Origin of the sequence: Pantoea sp. SS70 (assembly GCF_029866845.1) — a bacterium.
In the GTDB taxonomy this organism is placed as follows: domain Bacteria; phylum Pseudomonadota; class Gammaproteobacteria; order Enterobacterales; family Enterobacteriaceae; genus Pantoea; species Pantoea leporis.
This window is the reverse complement of record NZ_CP117199.1, coordinates 1,073,842-1,087,568: the sequence shown is the minus strand read 5'-3', so window position 1 is coordinate 1,087,568 and position 13,727 is coordinate 1,073,842. Positions and strand designations below refer to the sequence as shown.

At 56.0% G+C, this 13,727-nt stretch carries 14 protein-coding genes and 1 other RNA gene; 6 read left to right on the top strand and 9 right to left on the bottom strand.

Features of this window, described 5'->3' with window-relative positions:
* The first annotated feature begins 18 nt into the window (after window positions 1–18).
* The gene (locus tag PO881_RS04895; RefSeq protein ID WP_007886938.1) at window positions 19–237 is read left to right on the top strand and encodes an HHA domain-containing protein; all 219 of its coding nucleotides are present in this window, start codon (window positions 19–21) and stop codon (window positions 235–237) included.
* A gap of 129 nt (window positions 238–366) precedes the next feature.
* On the opposite strand, the gene ffs is transcribed toward PO881_RS04895, so the two are convergent.
* Window positions 367–463: signal recognition particle sRNA small type (ffs, locus tag PO881_RS04890), an RNA gene on the bottom strand.
* Between the two features lie 177 nt (window positions 464–640).
* On the opposite strand from ffs, the gene PO881_RS04885 reads away from it, so the two are divergent.
* Entirely contained in the window at window positions 641–952 is a 312-nt protein-coding gene (locus PO881_RS04885; RefSeq protein WP_008103902.1) for an MGMT family protein, read from the top strand.
* A 145-nt stretch (window positions 953–1,097) separates the two neighbouring features.
* Here the strand turns inward: PO881_RS04885 and PO881_RS04880 are convergent, their stop codons facing one another.
* Window positions 1,098–1,655 carry a YbaY family lipoprotein gene (locus PO881_RS04880; RefSeq protein ID WP_110867736.1) on the bottom strand — a complete coding sequence of 186 codons (558 nt, stop codon included), beginning with the start codon at window positions 1,653–1,655 and terminating at the stop codon, window positions 1,098–1,100.
* Window positions 1,656–1,860: 205 nt separating this feature from the next.
* Here PO881_RS04880 and tesB point away from each other — a divergent pair, with 205 nt between their 5' ends.
* Window positions 1,861–2,724: an acyl-CoA thioesterase II gene (gene tesB / locus PO881_RS04875; RefSeq protein ID WP_192236701.1), complete on the top strand. Its 864-nt coding sequence runs from the start codon at window positions 1,861–1,863 to the stop codon at window positions 2,722–2,724.
* A gap of 72 nt (window positions 2,725–2,796) precedes the next feature.
* On the opposite strand, the gene amtB is transcribed toward tesB, so the two are convergent.
* From amtB to PO881_RS04850, 5 genes are all read right to left on the bottom strand, one after another.
* On the bottom strand, window positions 2,797–4,086 hold the full coding sequence (amtB, locus tag PO881_RS04870) for an ammonium transporter AmtB (RefSeq protein WP_101762414.1): 1,290 nt from the start codon (window positions 4,084–4,086) through the stop codon (window positions 2,797–2,799).
* Window positions 4,087–4,119: 33 nt separating this feature from the next.
* A complete protein-coding gene (glnK, locus tag PO881_RS04865; RefSeq protein WP_007886947.1) occupies window positions 4,120–4,458 on the bottom strand; it encodes a P-II family nitrogen regulator in 339 nt (112 codons plus the stop codon).
* A gap of 259 nt (window positions 4,459–4,717) precedes the next feature.
* On the bottom strand, window positions 4,718–6,493 hold the full coding sequence (locus PO881_RS04860; protein ID WP_192414041.1) for a SmdB family multidrug efflux ABC transporter permease/ATP-binding protein: 1,776 nt from the start codon (window positions 6,491–6,493) through the stop codon (window positions 4,718–4,720).
* Window positions 6,486–8,255 (bottom strand): SmdA family multidrug ABC transporter permease/ATP-binding protein, encoded by a 1,770-nt coding sequence (locus tag PO881_RS04855; protein WP_280172531.1) that lies wholly within the window; start codon window positions 8,253–8,255, stop codon window positions 6,486–6,488. Before PO881_RS04855 ends, PO881_RS04860 begins: the two co-directional genes overlap by 8 nt.
* A gap of 23 nt (window positions 8,256–8,278) precedes the next feature.
* Window positions 8,279–8,740, bottom strand: a complete 462-nt coding sequence (locus tag PO881_RS04850; protein WP_280172530.1) for an Lrp/AsnC family transcriptional regulator — start codon at window positions 8,738–8,740, stop codon at window positions 8,279–8,281.
* A 115-nt stretch (window positions 8,741–8,855) separates the two neighbouring features.
* Here PO881_RS04850 and PO881_RS04845 point away from each other — a divergent pair, with 115 nt between their 5' ends.
* Window positions 8,856–9,890, top strand: coding sequence for a PLP-dependent cysteine synthase family protein (locus PO881_RS04845; protein WP_280172529.1), 1,035 nt, complete (start codon window positions 8,856–8,858; stop codon window positions 9,888–9,890).
* Window positions 9,891–9,924: 34 nt separating this feature from the next.
* On the opposite strand, the gene cof is transcribed toward PO881_RS04845, so the two are convergent.
* Entirely contained in the window at window positions 9,925–10,746 is an 822-nt protein-coding gene (gene cof, locus PO881_RS04840) for an HMP-PP phosphatase (RefSeq protein ID WP_110867739.1), read from the bottom strand.
* Between the two features lie 93 nt (window positions 10,747–10,839).
* On the opposite strand from cof, the gene PO881_RS04835 reads away from it, so the two are divergent.
* Both PO881_RS04835 and queC read left to right on the top strand, forming a co-directional pair.
* Complete coding sequence (locus PO881_RS04835; protein WP_280172528.1) at window positions 10,840–12,555, top strand: SgrR family transcriptional regulator; 1,716 nt, start codon at window positions 10,840–10,842, stop codon at window positions 12,553–12,555.
* Window positions 12,556–12,581: 26 nt separating this feature from the next.
* Window positions 12,582–13,277, top strand: a complete 696-nt coding sequence (queC, locus tag PO881_RS04830; RefSeq protein WP_101762419.1) for a 7-cyano-7-deazaguanine synthase QueC — start codon at window positions 12,582–12,584, stop codon at window positions 13,275–13,277.
* 37 nt (window positions 13,278–13,314) lie between these two features.
* Here the strand turns inward: queC and PO881_RS04825 are convergent, their stop codons facing one another.
* The gene (locus tag PO881_RS04825) at window positions 13,315–13,722 is read right to left on the bottom strand and encodes a YbgC/FadM family acyl-CoA thioesterase (protein ID WP_137385275.1); all 408 of its coding nucleotides are present in this window, start codon (window positions 13,720–13,722) and stop codon (window positions 13,315–13,317) included.
* Window positions 13,723–13,727 lie beyond the last annotated feature (5 nt).

Below are 13,727 nucleotides of genomic sequence, written 5' to 3'. Positions count from 1 at the left end.
ACTGAGACCGGTTTATTTATGAGCAACCAAGCCTTAACTAAAACAGATTATTTGATGCGACTGCGCCGCTGTCGCTCAATCGATACCCTCGAACGGGTTATCGAAAAAAACAAGTATGAATTACCTGATAATGAACTCGCGGTATTCTATTCGGCAGCCGATCATCGTCTGGCTGAACTGACCATGAATAAGCTTTACGATAAAGTACCGGTTTCTGTCTGGAAGTTCGTCCGCTAAGTTTTTCCCCTAACAGCCGATCTGCACCATCATCGTTTTGATCAAGGATTGAATCACCGGCAAAGGATTGCCATATTTCTCTGTGCGTAAAATTCTGTGGAGTATGAGGCGGGTACAAATTGGTGGGGGCCCTGCCAGCTACATCCCGGCACACGCGTCGCCTGCTGCGGCTGCTTCCTTCCGGATCTGACCGAGTTCACAAGTTAGCATTGCGGGAGAACCAACAGGGCCCCCATTGACAAGCCCTCATTTCGAGAGCGCAGGCATTATCAAGTATGCCCCCGGCAATTGCAAGCGCAGGCCCGACAACCGTTGGTTTCTTGCACAAGCACACAGCAATGCGCTGATGTCTACCCTTCTGCATGCTAAAGTTTGCCCTTTCCAGATAAAAATAGGTGCGCATATGAGCGACCAAAACAATTTCTCTGAGCGCGTCTGGCAGATCATCGCGGCCATTCCGCCAGGAAAGGTCACTACTTACGGGGATGTTGCGCAATTAGCGGGTTCGCCGCGCGCGGCACGCCAGGTGGGTGGCGTATTACGCCGTTTGCCGGAAGGCAGTAAATTACCCTGGTTTCGCGTTATCAATCGCCATGGCCGCATTTCATTACAGGGTGACGACTTGTTTCGTCAGCGCGATGCGCTGGAAGCGGAAGGGATTGAAGTGAGCGACGCTGGGGAGATCGAGTTAGAGAAATATCGGTGGGAAATTTAGCGGTGCGATATGTCGCGCACAGGCCCGCTGCCGTTACGTAAAGGCGCTGTCTCATCCCTGATCGCTCGGCACACGCCATCCATGGCGTGTGACGCTTTACTCCACGGCAGCGGGCCTGTGCGCTTGGCCTGTACCGTTTGGTAGATTACAGACTTGTCGGTGCCGGCACCGAAGCAGATGGCGTCACCTGCGTAGGTGAAGTCGAAGGCACTGTTGTTGCTGCTCCCGGCTGGGTTTGCATCGCGACGTTAGTCACTGGCACCAACAGCAGTTCAGCTTTTGTTCCGCCCTGATTAATCACCGGTTTCACCGTATCGGTGATAAACGCCAGCTTGCCATCAATCGAAATCGCCGCACTCAACAGAATGCGCGCGTTCGGCTGGATGTCAGCCGGGTTAAACGGCAAGACAAACTGGAACGGCGACTGTTTCCCTTCCGTACGCACCACGCGCTGCGACAGCACTTTCGAAGGCGCGTCGGCCAGCGATGCATCTGATAGCGTAACGGTCAGCACAGAATCCGGCGGCAGCGCAATGCGCTGGCGGATATACACCGAACCACTGACATTAGGCTGCGCAATCGCGGCCTGCTGCCCCGCTACCGCTGAGCCGAGTGTGGGTGTGGCTACCGGCTTGCTGTGGTCCGCACAACCGGTAATCGCCGCAGCCAGGGTCATACCGCTAATAACTTGCCAGAGTTTCATCGATGTCGTCTCCTTATGAACACTATGATTGTCGGCGGTAAATTCATTGCTTAGCTTTTCAGCCGCCGAATGACCTTAATTCTGGCACAAATATCGGCATTGCGCCTAAACCCTCCGTCAGCCCGCTGAAATCGCGGCAAAATCATTGACGGAAACTGGTCGGATCTTTCACACTGACGCGATGAGTCACGCTGAGGAATCCGCTATGAGCCAGGCACTGCACAACCTGCTTAATTTATTAAATCTGGAAAAACTGGAAGAAGGCCTGTTTCGTGGTCAGAGCGAAGATCTGGGCTTGCGCCAGGTGTTTGGTGGCCAGGTAGTCGGCCAGGCGCTGTATGCCGCGAAACAAACGGTGCCGGAAGAGCGCATCATTCACTCCTTCCACAGCTACTTTCTGCGTCCGGGCGATAGCCAAAAAGCCATCATTTATGATGTCGAAACGCTGCGTGACGGCAAAAGCTTCAGCGCACGCCGCGTTAGCGCGGTACAGAATGGTCAGCCGATCTTCTACATGACGGCTTCGTTCCAGGCACCTGAAAGCGGCTTCGAGCATCAGAATGAAATGCCGCAGGTGCCGGGCCCGGATAATCTGCCATCGGAACAGGATTTGGCGAAAAAGCTGGCCGCGCATCTGCCACTCAAGCTGAAAGAAAAATTCCTCGCCGAGCGTCCGCTGGATATTCGTCCGGTGCAAATTCATAACCCGCTGAAAGGCCACGTCGATGAGCCGCTGCGTCAGGTGTGGATTCGTGCTAATGGCGAGTTACCGGCCGATCGTCGTATCCATCAATATCTGCTGGGCTATGCCTCGGATCTCAACTTTCTGCCGGTGGCGCTGCAGCCGCACGGTAAAGGCTTCCTTGAAGCCGATATGCAGGTTGCAACCATCGATCACTCAATGTGGTTCCATCGTCCGTTCGACTTGTCTGAATGGCTGCTGTACAGCGTAGTGAGCACTTCCGCCTCGGGCGCGCGCGGTTTTGTGCGGGGTGAGTTTTATACCCAGAATGGCCGACTGGTGGCGACCACGGTGCAGGAAGGCGTGATGCGCCAACGCGACGCATAAAAAAAAGGGGCGGTAAAATCGCCCCTCTGTTTTTTTATAATTTTAGCGCACTGCTCTTCTTTAGCCCGGCGGTTACTGGTTGTAAGCGTTCTCGCCGTGGCTGTTCACATCCAGACCTTCACGTTCCTGATCTTCCGGAACACGCAGGCCAACAATCATATCCGCCAGTTTGAAGCCGATGAAGGCTACAACTGCAGTCCAGACGATGGTCACACCCACGCTGAACAGCTGAATCCAAACCTGATGGCCCATGGTCACGCCTTCTGCGTAGCCTACGCCGCCCAGTGAAGAGGACGCGAACACGCCGGTCAGGATACAACCAAGGATGCCACACACGCCGTGCACACCGAACACATCACATGGGTCATCAACGCGCAGCCATTTCTTCAGGGTTGTTACGCCCCACAGACCGGCTAAACCACCCGCCAGACCGATAATCAGCGCGCCGCCGACACCCACATAACCACAAGCTGGGGTAATCGCCACCAGACCGGCGATGAAGCCCGAGCAGGCGCCAAGCAGAGAAGGTTTACCGCGTACCGCCCACTCGCCAAACACCCACGACAGCACCGCACCCGCTGTAGCCACCACGGTATTCAGGAACGCCAGCGCAGCGATTTCGTTAGCTGAGGAAGCAGAACCAGCGTTGAAGCCGAACCAGCCCACATACAGAATCGCGGTACCGAGGAACACCATCGGCAGGTTGTGTGGTTTGAAGGCTTCTTTGCCGAAACCAGCACGTTTGCCCACCAGATAAGCACCTACCAGGCCAGCAACCGCTGCGTTGATGTGAACCACGGTGCCGCCCGCGAAGTCGAGCGCGCCGTCTTGCGCCAGCAAGCCACCAGCCCATACCATGTGTGCGATTGGCAGATAAGCCAGCGTCAGCCATACCACCACGAAGATCAATACCGCAGAGAAGCGAATACGTTCAGCCAGCGCACCAACAATCAGGCCGACGGTGATACAGGCGAAGGAAGCCTGGAACGCGATGTGAATGTACTGATAGAAGCTGCCCATCAGCGCTTTCAGCTCAATATTTTTCAGCATCGCCCACTGGAAGCTACCGAAGAAGGCGTTGCCTTCACTGAACGCCAGTGAATAGCCGTATATTACCCACAGCACGCAAACCAGTGAGAAGGTCACCGCAACCTGCGTCAGCATCGACAGCACGTTCTTGCCGCGAATCAAACCGCCGTAGAACAGCGCAATGCCGGGAATCGACATAAACAGTACCAAGGCGGTACAGATCATCATAAAGGCGTTATCGGCTTTATCCGCTACTGCAGGGGCGGCCGCCATCGCCAGAGAAGGTAACAGCGCAAGGCTGGTGAGGCCCAACTTCGTTATCAGTTTATTCATTTCTTTCCATCCCATCACAATTCAGAGCCCCAGTTACAGTGCTGCTTCGTCGGTCTCGCCGGTACGAATACGAATGACGCGCTGCAGTTCTGCGACGAAAATCTTGCCGTCGCCAATTTTGCCGGTATACGCGGCTTTGCTGATGACATCGACCACTTCATCAAGTTGGTCGTCCGCAATAGCGATATCAATTTTTACTTTTGGCAGGAAGTTAACGCTGTACTCGGCACCGCGATAAAGCTCTGCGTGACCTTTCTGGCGACCAAAACCTTTAACCTCGGTAACGGTCAGTCCCTGAATGCCAATAGAGGATAAGGCTTCACGCACGTCCTCCAGCTTAAATGGTTTGATTACCACGGTAACCAGCTTCATACGTTCCCCTCCGGATAAGAAATTGAGTGAGTCTTCGCGGACACGTAGGGATATAAGCAAAGGCTGTGCCATAAATAAAAAAAGGGGAATGTCAGTAGCATAGGCGCGCTGCATCACGCTTCGTTATGTGAAGCACAGCGCAGTTTGCGGAGGGGGAAGAGGAAAGGGGTTGCAATATTGCACTTCTTTGGTGCTTCAAGCCTCAAAGAAGTGCATCAATACAGAACATTCCGATAAAACTGTGCAAAAAAGGTGCAATTCACCCTTCGGCTTGTACGGGGATGCCCGCCGCGAGTTCATCGCCGGCCTGCTGCAGCTGATACATCTGCCAGTAACGGCCCTGCTCGGCCAGCAGCTCAGCATGCGTACCGCGTTCAACCACCTGACCGCGATGCAGCACTAAAATCTGATCGGCTTCGGTAATGGTGGAAAGGCGATGCGCAATCACCACCAGCGTGCTGTGCTGGCGTAGTGCACGTAACGCCTGCTGAATCGCCTGTTCCGTGCCGGAATCGATATTGGCCGTGGCTTCGTCGAGGATCAGGATTTGCGGTAATGACACCAGCACGCGCGCCAGCGCCAGCAGCTGTTTCTGCCCAACCGACAGATTATTGCCCTGCTCGCCTAAACGCGTATGGATGCCGTCCGCCATGCTGCGCGCCAGCGGTGCCAGCTGCACCGTCTCTAGCGCCTGCCACACCTGATCTTCCGGGATATCGCGCCCCAAACGCACGTTGGCCAGCAGCGAATCCGCCAGCACCACCGGATCCTGTTGCACCATCGCAACGCTTTGACGTAAAGCGGCGTGCGACAGCTGCGGCAGCGGGCGGCCATCCAGTTCGATACTGCCGCGCGTCACCGGGTAATAGCCCATCAGCAGATTCGCCAGCGTGCTTTTCCCGCTGCCGGTGTGCCCCACCAACGCAACAAAATGACGCGCCGGCACTTCGAGATTGATGTGGCTGAGCACATCGCGATTATCGCGATAGGCAAAGCTCACATCCCGCAGCGAGATGCTGCCGGAGGCCAGCGGCAGACTATCGCTGCCGTAACCTTGCTGCTCCGCATCCATCAGTTCGAAGATACGCTCGCCGGACACCACCGCCTGTTGCAGCATCGACTGCTGCGTGGTGAGTTCAATCAGCGGTTCATTGAGGCGGCCAAGATAGGTAATAAAGGCATACAGCACACCGACTTCAAACACGCCCGGCGTGGCGAAGCTGAACAGCATCAGCAAACCGCACAGAATCATGGCCGAAAACAGACTCAACAACGGGCGCAACAAAAAGCCATCCAGCCGCAGCGTTTCCATACGCGCCAGATAGTGTGAACGGCTGGCTTCGCCCATGCGTTCACCAAAGCGCGCCTGCTGGCGGAACTGCTGGATCACGCTCATGCCGTTGATCACTTCATTGAAGCCGTTGTTGATGTCCGCCAGATAGCTGCGCACGCGACGCGCAATCGGCGTGCTAAAGCGCTGATAAATCATCATCACCGTCAGCACCAGCGGGAAAATCACGATCGCTACCAACGCCATGCGCCAGTCGAGGGAGAACATCGCCACCAGCATCGCGCCAATCAACGCGGCAGCCCGCAACACTGTGGCCACCACGGTGACGTAGAGATCTTTGATCACTTCGGTGTCGTTGGTGACGCGCGAGATGATTTGGCCGACCGGCTGCGTATCGAAGGCGCTGAGCGGCTGGCGCAACGCCGCGTTCATCACGTCCACGCGCAATTGCTGCACCACGCCAATCGCCGCGCGGTTAAACAGCAACGCCTGAAAATAGTGCAAACCGGCGGCCAGCAATTGCAGCAGGACAAAGCCCACCAGCAGGCCCGCGACGATGCCCCACGGCATCTGATGTTTCGCCACCAGATTATCGATGAAGTAGCTTACCAGCACCGGTCCGGTGACTTCGGCTGCCGCCGCAATCCACAGCATGCCGACCGCCAGCCACAGCGATTTACGCCACGGTTTGCCATACGCCAACAGTCGTTTCAGCGTCGGCCATAAACGTTGTGATTTAGCCACGGCTTGCTCCTTCTGCCACTTCATCGTCATCCAGTGCGGCTTCCAGCTGCTGATAACGGTACATATCGCGATACCAACCCTCTTTGCCCGCCAGGGTGTCATGATCGCCACGCTGCGTCACGGAGCCGTGCTGCAGCACCAGAATTTCGCTGGCCTCGGTAAGTGCCGAAAGACGATGCGCGCTGATAATCAAGGTGCGCCCTTTGCCCCACTGACGCAGGTTATGCAGGATGTCATGTTCAGTGCGGCCATCAACCGCCGACAGCGCATCATCCAGAATCAGGATTTCGGCATTCAGCAGCAGCGCGCGTGCAATCGCTATGCGCTGCTTCTGTCCGCCCGATAACATCACGCCGCGTTCGCCCACTTCGGTCTCATAACCTTGTGGCAGGCGCAGAATATCATCGTGCACGCAGGCCATGGTTGCCACACGCTCCAGCTCTTGCTGCGTCGCATTCGGGCGACCCAGCGCCAGATTGGCGGCAATGGTATCGGAGAACAGGAAAGGCGTCTGGCTGACGACCGCCAGCCGGCTGCGCCAGCTATCGAGCCGCAACTGCGGCAGCGGCGTATTGTGGTAACGAATATCGCCCTGATCGATGTCGAAGTGGCGCTGAATCAAGCTTAGGAGCGTGCTCTTGCCGCAGCCGGTTGGCCCACATAATCCCAGCATTTGGCCCGGTTTTAACTGGAAATTAAGATGGCTTAGCACCGGGCCAGAGCTGGCCGGATAGCGGAACTCTCGAATGGCAACCTGCAGGATGCCAGGCTCAGGCGGTAACACCTTCTGACCATCTTCAACCGCTGGCGCTTCCGCCAGCAATGAACGGATACGGCTCCACGCCGCACTGCCGCGCTCAACGATGTTGATCATCCACGCCAGCGCCAGCATGGGCCAAATCATCAGGCCGAGGTACATCACAAAGCTGGTGAGCTGCCCAAGCGTCAAACTGCCGTTCCACACCATCCAGCCGCCACCGGCAATTGCCAGCAGGTTAGAGAAGCCGACGGCGATATAAATGATCGGATCGAATCGCGCATCCACGCGCGCCACATGCAGGTTTTTCTTGCCGGTATCAGCAGCGATGCCGGCAAACTGCTGCGACTGGTGATCTTCGAGGCCAAATGCTTTGATCATACGGATGCTGGTCAGGCTTTCCTGGGTTTGATCGTTCAGGCTTGAAAACGCCGCCTGCGCCACTTTGAAACGTTGATGCAAGCGGGCACCGTCTTTCTGGATGGCGAAAGCCATAATTGGCATCGGGATCAGCGCCAGTAACGTCAGTTGCCAGCTAATTTGGGTACTCATCACAATCAGCACCACCAATCCCATCACCAGCGAATCCACCAGCGTCAGCACGCCTTCACCGGCGGCAAACACCACGCGATCCACATCATTGGTGGCGCGGGCGATCAGATCGCCAGTGCGATGGCGCAGATAAAATGCCGGATGCTGGCGGCTGAGCTGGCGATAAAAATCTTCACGTAGCTCAACGGCTAATTGATAGGATGCGCCAAACAGCAGCACGCGCCAGACGTAGCGCAGCAGATAGACGATCACCGCCGTCACCAGCATCACGCCGATCCACATAAAGATCTGCCCGGCGCTTAAATTATGCTGGGTGACGCCGTCGACAATTACGCCAACCACGTGCGGTGGCAGCAATTGCAGTAAGGCAATAACGATCAGCAAGCTGACGGCGCCCAGATATCGCCGCCACTCGCGCAGGAAATACCAACTTAACTGGCTGAATAATTGCACAAGCGTGTCTCTTTCTGTGCCCGTTAGGGCGCTACCGGCAAGGCGGTGGTGTATTTAATCTCTTCCATGGCAAAACTGGAGGTCACATCTATCAGTCCCGGTACGCCGTTCACCAGGCGCTTATAAAAGCTGTCGTAACTCTTCATGTCCGCGACCTGAATGCGCAGCAAATAATCGTACTCGCCCGCCATGCGGTAAAACGCCATCACTTCCGGCATTTGCTGCACCACGGCGACAAATTGCTTAAACCACTCGCTGCTGTGCTGCTGAGTTTTAACAAACATAAAAGCGGTGAGCGACAGACCGATTTTTTCGCCGTCCACCAGCGCCACGCGCGCACGAATAATGCCATCATCTTCCAGTTTTTTCAGGCGTTTCCAGCACGGCGTGGTGGTGAGATTCACCGTATCGGCCAACGTCTGCAGCGACAACGTGCAATCCTGCTGCAGCATTGCCAGCAAAGCGCGGTCAGTTTTATCTAACATTTGCCACTCCAGGAGAAAAATTTTCTCTAAGCGCACCATTATACCGTGATTAAAGCAACCTCTTTTTCCTGCCAGTGCCTTACACTGTGCGCAATAATGATTACGGAAATGCCACATGCAAACGCCCTGGGTTCGCCACGCCATCAATGAAATTAACGCCGATTTTCAGCGCTCCGCGGATACGCATCTGATCCGCTTTAAGCTAGATGATTTTCCCGGCATTCACTTCTATCTTAAGGATGAAAGCACGCATCCCAGCGGCAGCTTAAAACATCGTTTGGCGCGTTCCCTGTTTCTCTATGGCCTGGCGAATGGCTGGATCCACGAAAATACGCCGATCATTGAAGCCTCATCCGGCAGTACTGCGGTATCAGAAGCTTACTTCGCGCGTTTGCTCGGTTTGCCCTTTATCGCTGTGATGCCCGCCAGCACCGCGAAACGCAAAATCGAGATGATTGGTTTTTACGGTGGCGAGTGCCATTTCGTCGCCGATCCCTGCCAGCTGTACAGCGAATCTGAGCGTTTAGCGCGTGAACTGAATGGCCACTTTATGGACCAGTTCACCTATGCCGAGCGCGCCACCGACTGGCGCGGCAACAACAATATTGCCGAAAGCATTTTCCGCCAGATGTCGCACGAACCCTTCCCGGTGCCGCATACGGTGATCATGAGCGCCGGTACCGGCGGCACCTCGGCAACGCTGGGCCGCTATATCCGCTATCAGGGCCATGACACGCGCCTGCTGGTGGTCGATCCGCAGCATTCAGTGTTCTTTGATTACTGGCAGAGCCGCGACAAAACGCTGCGCAGCGAACGCGGCAGCCTGATTGAAGGCATTGGTCGTCCGCGCGTGGAACCGTCGTTTTTACCCGACGTGATTGACGAGATGACGAAAGTGCCGGATGGCGCGACTATCGCCGCAATGCTGCAGCTGGAAAAGGTGCTGGGACGTCGCCCTGGCGCTTCAACCGGCACCAACTTCTGGGGCATGATGCAGGTGGCAAAACGCATGCGGGAAAACGGCGAGCAGGGTTCTCTGGTGACGTTGCTGTGTGACAGCGGTGAGCGCTATCCCGACACCTATTACAATGCGCAGTGGGTAAAGCAGAATATCGGCGACATTGCGCCATGGGTGCGTGAGCTGCAATAAAAAACCGGACGTCCTGTCCGGTTCACTGTAAGCCTCAGCATTCGGGGGAATAATCGAGGTGTGGTGTGGTCATCCAGTGATTAAGGTAGTGAGACACCGCCTGTGTCTCGCAATGTCCGATAATCGGTAAATGGGGCAACGACGCTTTCAATTGATGCATGGCGTTGCCCATAATAAAACCGCTGCCAACACGTTCCAGCATTTCGCGATCGTTCATGGCATCGCCAAACGCCATACAATCCGCCAGCGACAGCGAAAGATGCTGGCACAAACGCCCCAACGCCGCGCCTTTATGGCAATCGACCGGCAACACCTCCAGACAATCCCACGCAGAGAAGCAAATGTTGGCCCGCTCGCCCAACGCGGCCTGCAATTCGCTTTTTAACGCCTGCAACATTTCATGTGGCGCAATAAAACAGATTTTCGTGACTTCATGCGCCGACATCTGACGCAAATCGCGCAGCTGATAATGGAAGCCACTCATCGCATGCGCTTCCAGCGCGCCGAGCAGCGGCTTATCGGTAAACCAGCCCTCATCGTTGAAAACATGAATCGAGGCCGGCGTTTGCCAATGCGTATGAATCACCTCTTCCGCCACCGATGGCGATAAATCGCAGCCGTAAAGTTGGTTGCCTTCAAGATCGTGAATGCGCGTGCCGTTACCGGTAATCAGCCACGCAGGCAAGGTGATTTGTTCGCGTACTCGCTGCATATCCATGAGATGGCGCCCGGTGGCAAACGCCAACGTGACGCCGCGTTGATGCAACGCATGCAGGCTTGCCAGCGTTTCATTACCTAACCGGTGCGAAGGCAGCAACAGCGTGCCGTCCATATCAAATGCCGCGAGGCGAGCCATGCGAATTCTCCTGTCTGTGTGAGGCAGCTACTATCGCCTGGTAATTACGGAACTAATAGTGAATACTTTTTAAAAACTGTTCCGGGTTTAGCTATGCGTGAACTTCATCGGGTCAATCAATTTCAGCGCCTGTGGCAACTCAGCCACGGCGAAACGCAACGCCTTAGCGTCGCTGCGATGGCGCAACACTGCTTTTGCAGCGAGCGCCATCTGCGCACGCTGCTGCGTCAGTGGCAGGATGCCGGCTGGCTGCAGTGGCGCGGTGAATCCGGGCGTGGCAAACAGGGTGAGCTGACTTTCCTGGTGTCGCCGGAACAGCTGCGCCAGCAGTTGTTAACGCAGCAACTCGACGCCGGCGAGGCGGTACAGGCGCTGCAGGTGCTCGATCTGCATCCCGAGCGATTAGTAAAATTGCTGCGACCATTGATGGGCGGTCAGTGGCAGAAGCAATCGCCGGTGCTGCGCATTCCTTACTACCGCGCGATGGAGCCGTTGCGTCCGCTGCAGCTGACCGGACGCGCCGAGCAACATCTGGCGCGCCAGGTTTTCTCCGGGTTAACGCGCTTTCGCGATAACGATGTTGAAGGCGATCTCGCTCACCATTGGCAGCATGATGCCAGCGGCCGTGACTGGTATTTCTGGCTGCGCCCACAGCTCAGCTGGCACAACGATGAACCGGTGCAGGCGACACAGTTGGTTGAGCAACTGCAACAGATCAGGCATTCGCCACGCGGTGCGCGGCTGCTGGCGGCGATTGAACAGATTGAAGCGCCGCATCCGCTAGCGATACATATTCAACTGCGTGAAAGCGATTACTGGCTGCCGCAGCGGCTGGCGCATCAGTTCTGTCTGTTACCGCATCCTGAATTCACCGATATCGGTAGCGGGCCGTGGAAACTCACGCATTTCACCGCTGAGATGGTGCGGCTGGAGAGCCATGCGCGCTGGCATTTGCAGCGCCCGCTGATCCAGCGGATGGAATACTGGATCACACCGCAGCTGTTTGATCGTGATCTCGGCACCAGCTGCAGCCATCCGGTGCAAATCGCCATTGGCGATCCTGACGAACTCGGCTCGCTACGTCCGGTTGATCGCAGTATCAGCCTGGGATTTTGCTATCTGGCGCCACGCATCTCGGCGAACTTCAGTGCCGAACAGGCCCAATCGCTGATTGCCCTGATTCAGCGCAGCGGTGTGATTCAGCAACTGCCGCTGGATGAGGGTTTAATCACACCGAGCCAAGAGCTGCTTCCTGGCTGGCCGGTACCGCGCGCCGAAAGAGAGACGATTGCACTGCCGCCCACATTAACGCTGCATTACCACTTGCCGGTCGAACTGCATGTGATGGCACAGGCGTTGATTCCACTGCTGGCGCAACACGGCTGCGCCCTCACCTGCATCTTCCATGACGTAAAAAGCTGGCGTGACGATAGCGATCTCAGTGAGGCCGATGTGGTGATGGGCGATCGACTGATTGGCGATGCACCACTGTTTACGCTGGTGAACTGGCTGGAGAACGATCCGGTCTGGCAGCCGCTACGCGAACAGGTTCTGCAAACGCCACTGAGCGCGATTGCCCAACAACCTGATGCACTGCAGCGCAGTGAATTGACTCAGCAACTGTTTCAGCAGCTGATGTGCGATGCCCACTTACTGCCGCTGTTTAACTATCGCTATCAGGTTTTTGCGCCGCCCGGCGTGGAGGGCATCCAGCTTAATAGTTTGGGATGGTTTGATTTCACCCGCGCCTGGATTCCGCCGCCAACCACAGCTAGCGCTGTTCAGCCTGCGTCCGAGCCAGTACCATAAGCGCACTGATTTTTGGGGAAGAAAAAATGAAACGAGCCGTTGTGGTATTCAGTGGCGGACAAGACTCCACCACCTGTTTAATTCAGGCGCTGCAACACTATGATGAAGTGCATTGCGTTACTTTTGATTACGGCCAACGCCATCGTGAAGAGATCGAGGTTGCGGCTGAGCTGTCGCACAAGCTGGGCGCGCGCGCGCACAAAGTGCTGGACGTTACGCTGCTCAACGAGTTAGCCGTCAGCAGCCTGACGCGCGACAACATTCCGGTGCCGACCTATGATCCCAATGCCAGCGGTTTGCCGAGTACCTTTGTACCGGGCCGCAATATCCTGTTCCTGACGCTGGCATCGATTTATGCCTATCAGGTCGAAGCCGAAGCGGTGATCACCGGCGTGTGCGAAACCGATTTCTCCGGCTACCCGGATTGCCGTGATGAGTTTGTTAAAGCACTGAATAACGCCGTCAGCCTCGGCATGGCGCGCAATATTCGCTTTGAGACGCCGCTGATGTGGCTGAATAAAGCGGAAACCTGGGCGCTGGCCGATTACTGGCAGCAGCTGCCGCTGGTACGCGCTGAAACGCTTACCTGCTACAACGGCGTAAAAGGTGATGGCTGTGGCGAATGCGCGGCCTGTCATTTACGCGCCCGTGGCCTGGCAGATTATCAGGCGAACGCGCCGGCGGTGATGGCAGCGATGAAACAAAAAAGCGGCCTCAACTGATTCAGGCCGCAGGGTAAACTGGCGTCATCGGCGCCAGTTATTCATTTTCCACCATCAATGACGCCAGACGCTCGCGCAACTCCCCTTCCATCGGCACCGCTTTTTGCGTGCGCAAATCGATACAGACAAAGGTCAGCGCGGCATCGGCCACCACCGAATTATCACTCGCCAGCAAGACACGCTGCGCAATGATGCCACTTTTACCGCTGAGCTGTGACACTTCACTTTCAATATTCAATACGTCGCCCAATACCGCCGGACGACGATAGTTGATGTTGATATTCACCACCACAAACGCCAGTTGCTGCTCCATCAGCCAATGAAACGCATCGACATCCTCCAGCCACTGCCAGCGCGCCTCTTCCAGAAATTCCAGATAGCGCGCGTTATTCACGTGCTGATAAACATCCAGATGATAACCGCGCACTTTAATTGTGGTTTGCATTGTTG

What these genes read in the sequence shown, in the direction of transcription:
- amtB (WP_101762414.1), bottom strand. Translation starts at nt 4,086, where the DNA reads ATGAATAAACTGATAACGAAGTTGGGCCTCACCAGCCTTGCGCTGTTA.
- tesB (WP_192236701.1), top strand. Translation starts at nt 1,861, where the DNA reads ATGAGCCAGGCACTGCACAACCTGCTTAATTTATTAAATCTGGAAAAA.
- PO881_RS04825 (WP_137385275.1), bottom strand. Translation starts at nt 13,722, where the DNA reads ATGCAAACCACAATTAAAGTGCGCGGTTATCATCTGGATGTTTATCAG.
- PO881_RS04835 (WP_280172528.1), top strand. Translation starts at nt 10,840, where the DNA reads ATGCGTGAACTTCATCGGGTCAATCAATTTCAGCGCCTGTGGCAACTC.
- PO881_RS04885 (WP_008103902.1), top strand. Translation starts at nt 641, where the DNA reads ATGAGCGACCAAAACAATTTCTCTGAGCGCGTCTGGCAGATCATCGCG.
- PO881_RS04850 (WP_280172530.1), bottom strand. Translation starts at nt 8,740, where the DNA reads ATGTTAGATAAAACTGACCGCGCTTTGCTGGCAATGCTGCAGCAGGAT.
- PO881_RS04895 (WP_007886938.1), top strand. Translation starts at nt 19, where the DNA reads ATGAGCAACCAAGCCTTAACTAAAACAGATTATTTGATGCGACTGCGC.
- cof (WP_110867739.1), bottom strand. Translation starts at nt 10,746, where the DNA reads ATGGCTCGCCTCGCGGCATTTGATATGGACGGCACGCTGTTGCTGCCT.
- queC (WP_101762419.1), top strand. Translation starts at nt 12,582, where the DNA reads ATGAAACGAGCCGTTGTGGTATTCAGTGGCGGACAAGACTCCACCACC.
- glnK (WP_007886947.1), bottom strand. Translation starts at nt 4,458, where the DNA reads ATGAAGCTGGTTACCGTGGTAATCAAACCATTTAAGCTGGAGGACGTG.
- PO881_RS04845 (WP_280172529.1), top strand. Translation starts at nt 8,856, where the DNA reads ATGCAAACGCCCTGGGTTCGCCACGCCATCAATGAAATTAACGCCGAT.
- PO881_RS04880 (WP_110867736.1), bottom strand. Translation starts at nt 1,655, where the DNA reads ATGAAACTCTGGCAAGTTATTAGCGGTATGACCCTGGCTGCGGCGATT.